At 51.4% G+C, this 5,320-nt stretch carries 2 tRNA genes and 2 rRNA genes; all 4 read left to right on the top strand.

What is annotated here, in order from left to right:
- The first annotated feature begins 358 nt into the window (after positions 1-358).
- Positions 359-1,895 (top strand): 16S ribosomal RNA (locus ND528_RS27950).
- Positions 1,896-1,976: 81 nt separating this feature from the next.
- Positions 1,977-2,053 (top strand) — tRNA-Ile (locus tag ND528_RS27945).
- Between the two features lie 30 nt (positions 2,054-2,083).
- Positions 2,084-2,159: transfer RNA gene (locus tag ND528_RS27940), tRNA-Ala, on the top strand.
- A 247-nt stretch (positions 2,160-2,406) separates the two neighbouring features.
- Positions 2,407-5,300 (top strand): 23S ribosomal RNA (locus tag ND528_RS27935).
- Together the 16S and 23S rRNA genes with 2 tRNA genes alongside form the textbook arrangement of a ribosomal RNA operon.
- Positions 5,301-5,320: the final 20 nt, after the last annotated feature.

The raw sequence follows: 5,320 nt of genomic DNA, 5'->3' as shown, positions 1-5,320 counted from the left end.
TCGAAAGCGGAGAAAAAGAGGTGTTGACAGCAGCGATTAACGCTGTAGAATTCGCCTCCCGCTAACGAGAGATCGGAAGCGCAAGTGGTTGAAGTTGTTGAAGAATTCTTCGAAAACTTCTGAAAATAATCACTTGACAGCAAATGAGGCTGCTGTAGAATGCGCGCCTCGGTTGAGACGAAAGATCTTAACCAACCGCTCTTTAACAACTGAATCAAGCAATTCGTGTGGGTGCTTGTGCAGTCAGACTGATAGTCAACAAGATTATCAGCATCACAAGTTACTCCGCGAGAAATCAAAGATGTAACCAACGATTGCTGAGCCAAGTTTAGGGTTTCTTAAAAACCCAAAGATGTTTGAACTGAAGAGTTTGATCATGGCTCAGATTGAACGCTGGCGGCAGGCCTAACACATGCAAGTCGAGCGGATGAAAGGAGCTTGCTCCTGGATTCAGCGGCGGACGGGTGAGTAATGCCTAGGAATCTGCCTGGTAGTGGGGGACAACGTTTCGAAAGGAACGCTAATACCGCATACGTCCTACGGGAGAAAGCAGGGGACCTTCGGGCCTTGCGCTATCAGATGAGCCTAGGTCGGATTAGCTAGTTGGTGAGGTAATGGCTCACCAAGGCGACGATCCGTAACTGGTCTGAGAGGATGATCAGTCACACTGGAACTGAGACACGGTCCAGACTCCTACGGGAGGCAGCAGTGGGGAATATTGGACAATGGGCGAAAGCCTGATCCAGCCATGCCGCGTGTGTGAAGAAGGTCTTCGGATTGTAAAGCACTTTAAGTTGGGAGGAAGGGCAGTAAATTAATACTTTGCTGTTTTGACGTTACCGACAGAATAAGCACCGGCTAACTCTGTGCCAGCAGCCGCGGTAATACAGAGGGTGCAAGCGTTAATCGGAATTACTGGGCGTAAAGCGCGCGTAGGTGGTTTGTTAAGTTGGATGTGAAATCCCCGGGCTCAACCTGGGAACTGCATCCAAAACTGGCAAGCTAGAGTATGGTAGAGGGTGGTGGAATTTCCTGTGTAGCGGTGAAATGCGTAGATATAGGAAGGAACACCAGTGGCGAAGGCGACCACCTGGACTGATACTGACACTGAGGTGCGAAAGCGTGGGGAGCAAACAGGATTAGATACCCTGGTAGTCCACGCCGTAAACGATGTCAACTAGCCGTTGGGAGCCTTGAGCTCTTAGTGGCGCAGCTAACGCATTAAGTTGACCGCCTGGGGAGTACGGCCGCAAGGTTAAAACTCAAATGAATTGACGGGGGCCCGCACAAGCGGTGGAGCATGTGGTTTAATTCGAAGCAACGCGAAGAACCTTACCAGGCCTTGACATCCAATGAACTTTCCAGAGATGGATTGGTGCCTTCGGGAACATTGAGACAGGTGCTGCATGGCTGTCGTCAGCTCGTGTCGTGAGATGTTGGGTTAAGTCCCGTAACGAGCGCAACCCTTGTCCTTAGTTACCAGCACGTAATGGTGGGCACTCTAAGGAGACTGCCGGTGACAAACCGGAGGAAGGTGGGGATGACGTCAAGTCATCATGGCCCTTACGGCCTGGGCTACACACGTGCTACAATGGTCGGTACAAAGGGTTGCCAAGCCGCGAGGTGGAGCTAATCCCATAAAACCGATCGTAGTCCGGATCGCAGTCTGCAACTCGACTGCGTGAAGTCGGAATCGCTAGTAATCGCGAATCAGAATGTCGCGGTGAATACGTTCCCGGGCCTTGTACACACCGCCCGTCACACCATGGGAGTGGGTTGCACCAGAAGTAGCTAGTCTAACCTTCGGGAGGACGGTTACCACGGTGTGATTCATGACTGGGGTGAAGTCGTAACAAGGTAGCCGTAGGGGAACCTGCGGCTGGATCACCTCCTTAATCGACGACATCAGCTGCTGCATGAGCTCCCACACGAATTGCTTGATTCATTGAAGAAGACGATAGAAGCAGCCCGAAATTGGGTCTGTAGCTCAGTTGGTTAGAGCGCACCCCTGATAAGGGTGAGGTCGGCAGTTCGAATCTGCCCAGACCCACCAATTTTGTGTGGGAAACGCCTGTAGAAATACGGGGCCATAGCTCAGCTGGGAGAGCGCCTGCCTTGCACGCAGGAGGTCAGCGGTTCGATCCCGCTTGGCTCCACCACTACTGCTTCTGAAGTTTGAAAGCTTAGAAATGAGCATTCCACCGGTTCGGTGATGAATGTTGATTTCTAGTCTTTGACTAGATCGTTCTTTAAAAATTTGGGTATGTGATAGAAAGATAGACTGAACGTTACTTTCACTGGTAACGGATCAGGCTAAGGTAAAATTTGTGAGTTCTCTTAGTTGAGAAATTCGAATTTTCGGCGAATGTCGTCTTCACAGTATAACCAGATTGCTTGGGGTTATATGGTCAAGTGAAGAAGCGCATACGGTGGATGCCTTGGCAGTCAGAGGCGATGAAAGACGTGGTAGCCTGCGAAAAGCTTCGGGGAGTCGGCAAACAGACTTTGATCCGGAGATGTCTGAATGGGGGAACCCAACCATCATAAGATGGTTATCTTGTACTGAATACATAGGTGCAAGAGGCGAACCAGGGGAACTGAAACATCTAAGTACCCTGAGGAAAAGAAATCAACCGAGATTCCCTTAGTAGTGGCGAGCGAACGGGGACTAGCCCTTAAGTGGCTTTGAGATTAGCGGAACGCTCTGGAAAGTGCGGCCATAGTGGGTGATAGCCCTGTACGCGAAAATCTCTTAGTCATGAAATCGAGTAGGACGGAGCACGAGAAACTTTGTCTGAATATGGGGGGACCATCCTCCAAGGCTAAATACTACTGACTGACCGATAGTGAACTAGTACCGTGAGGGAAAGGCGAAAAGAACCCCGGAGAGGGGAGTGAAATAGATCCTGAAACCGTATGCGTACAAGCAGTGGGAGCAGACTTTGTTCTGTGACTGCGTACCTTTTGTATAATGGGTCAGCGACTTATTTTCAGTGGCGAGCTTAACCGAATAGGGGAGGCGTAGCGAAAGCGAGTCTTAATAGGGCGTCTAGTCGCTGGGAATAGACCCGAAACCGGGCGATCTATCCATGGGCAGGTTGAAGGTTAGGTAACACTGACTGGAGGACCGAACCGACTACCGTTGAAAAGTTAGCGGATGACCTGTGGATCGGAGTGAAAGGCTAATCAAGCTCGGAGATAGCTGGTTCTCCTCGAAAGCTATTTAGGTAGCGCCTCATGTATCACTGTAGGGGGTAGAGCACTGTTTCGGCTAGGGGGTCATCCCGACTTACCAAACCGATGCAAACTCCGAATACCTACAAGTGCCGAGCATGGGAGACACACGGCGGGTGCTAACGTCCGTCGTGAAAAGGGAAACAACCCAGACCGTCAGCTAAGGTCCCAAAGTTATGGTTAAGTGGGAAACGATGTGGGAAGGCTTAGACAGCTAGGAGGTTGGCTTAGAAGCAGCCACCCTTTAAAGAAAGCGTAATAGCTCACTAGTCGAGTCGGCCTGCGCGGAAGATGTAACGGGGCTCAAACCATACACCGAAGCTACGGGTATCACCTTCGGGTGATGCGGTAGAGGAGCGTTCTGTAAGCCTGTGAAGGTGAGTTGAGAAGCTTGCTGGAGGTATCAGAAGTGCGAATGCTGACATGAGTAACGACAATGGGTGTGAAAAACACCCACGCCGAAAGACCAAGGTTTCCTGCGCAACGTTAATCGACGCAGGGTTAGTCGGTCCCTAAGGCGAGGCTGAAAAGCGTAGTCGATGGAAAACAGGTTAATATTCCTGTACTTCTGGTTATTGCGATGGAGGGACGGAGAAGGCTAGGCCAGCTTGGCGTTGGTTGTCCAAGTTTAAGGTGGTAGGCTGAGATCTTAGGTAAATCCGGGATCTTAAGGCCGAGAGCTGATGACGAGTTACCCTTTGGGTGACGAAGTGGTTGATGCCATGCTTCCAAGAAAAGCTTCTAAGCTTCAGGTAACCAGGAACCGTACCCCAAACCGACACAGGTGGTTGGGTAGAGAATACCAAGGCGCTTGAGAGAACTCGGGTGAAGGAACTAGGCAAAATGGCACCGTAACTTCGGGAGAAGGTGCGCCGGTGAGGGTGAAGGACTTGCTCCGTAAGCTCATGCCGGTCGAAGATACCAGGCCGCTGCGACTGTTTATTAAAAACACAGCACTCTGCAAACACGAAAGTGGACGTATAGGGTGTGACGCCTGCCCGGTGCCGGAAGGTTAATTGATGGGGTTAGCTAACGCGAAGCTCTTGATCGAAGCCCCGGTAAACGGCGGCCGTAACTATAACGGTCCTAAGGTAGCGAAATTCCTTGTCGGGTAAGTTCCGACCTGCACGAATGGCGTAACGATGGCGGCGCTGTCTCCACCCGAGACTCAGTGAAATTGAAATCGCTGTGAAGATGCAGTGTATCCGCGGCTAGACGGAAAGACCCCGTGAACCTTTACTATAGCTTTGCACTGGACTTTGAATTTGCTTGTGTAGGATAGGTGGGAGGCTTTGAAGCGTGGACGCCAGTTCGCGTGGAGCCATCCTTGAAATACCACCCTGGCAACTTTGAGGTTCTAACTCAGGTCCGTTATCCGGATCGAGGACAGTGTATGGTGGGTAGTTTGACTGGGGCGGTCTCCTCCTAAAGAGTAACGGAGGAGTACGAAGGTGCGCTCAGACCGGTCGGAAATCGGTCGTAGAGTATAAAGGCAAAAGCGCGCTTGACTGCGAGACAGACACGTCGAGCAGGTACGAAAGTAGGTCTTAGTGATCCGGTGGTTCTGTATGGAAGGGCCATCGCTCAACGGATAAAAGGTACTCCGGGGATAACAGGCTGATACCGCCCAAGAGTTCATATCGACGGCGGTGTTTGGCACCTCGATGTCGGCTCATCACATCCTGGGGCTGAAGCCGGTCCCAAGGGTATGGCTGTTCGCCATTTAAAGTGGTACGCGAGCTGGGTTTAGAACGTCGTGAGACAGTTCGGTCCCTATCTGCCGTGGACGTTTGAGATTTGAGAGGGGCTGCTCCTAGTACGAGAGGACCGGAGTGGACGAACCTCTGGTGTTCCGGTTGTCACGCCAGTGGCATTGCCGGGTAGCTATGTTCGGGAAAGATAACCGCTGAAAGCATCTAAGCGGGAAACTTGCCTCAAGATGAGATCTCACTGGAACCTTGAGTTCCCTGAAGGGCCGTCGAAGACTACGACGTTGATAGGTTGGGTGTGTAAGCGCTGTGAGGCGTTGAGCTAACCAATACTAATTGCCCGTGAGGCTTGACCATATAACACCCAAGCAATTTGC

Origin of the sequence: Pseudomonas mercuritolerans, from assembly GCF_025706525.1 — a bacterium.
GTDB classification, from domain to species: Bacteria; Pseudomonadota; Gammaproteobacteria; order Pseudomonadales; family Pseudomonadaceae; genus Aquipseudomonas; species Aquipseudomonas mercuritolerans.
This window is presented reverse-complemented; position numbering and strand designations above follow the sequence as displayed.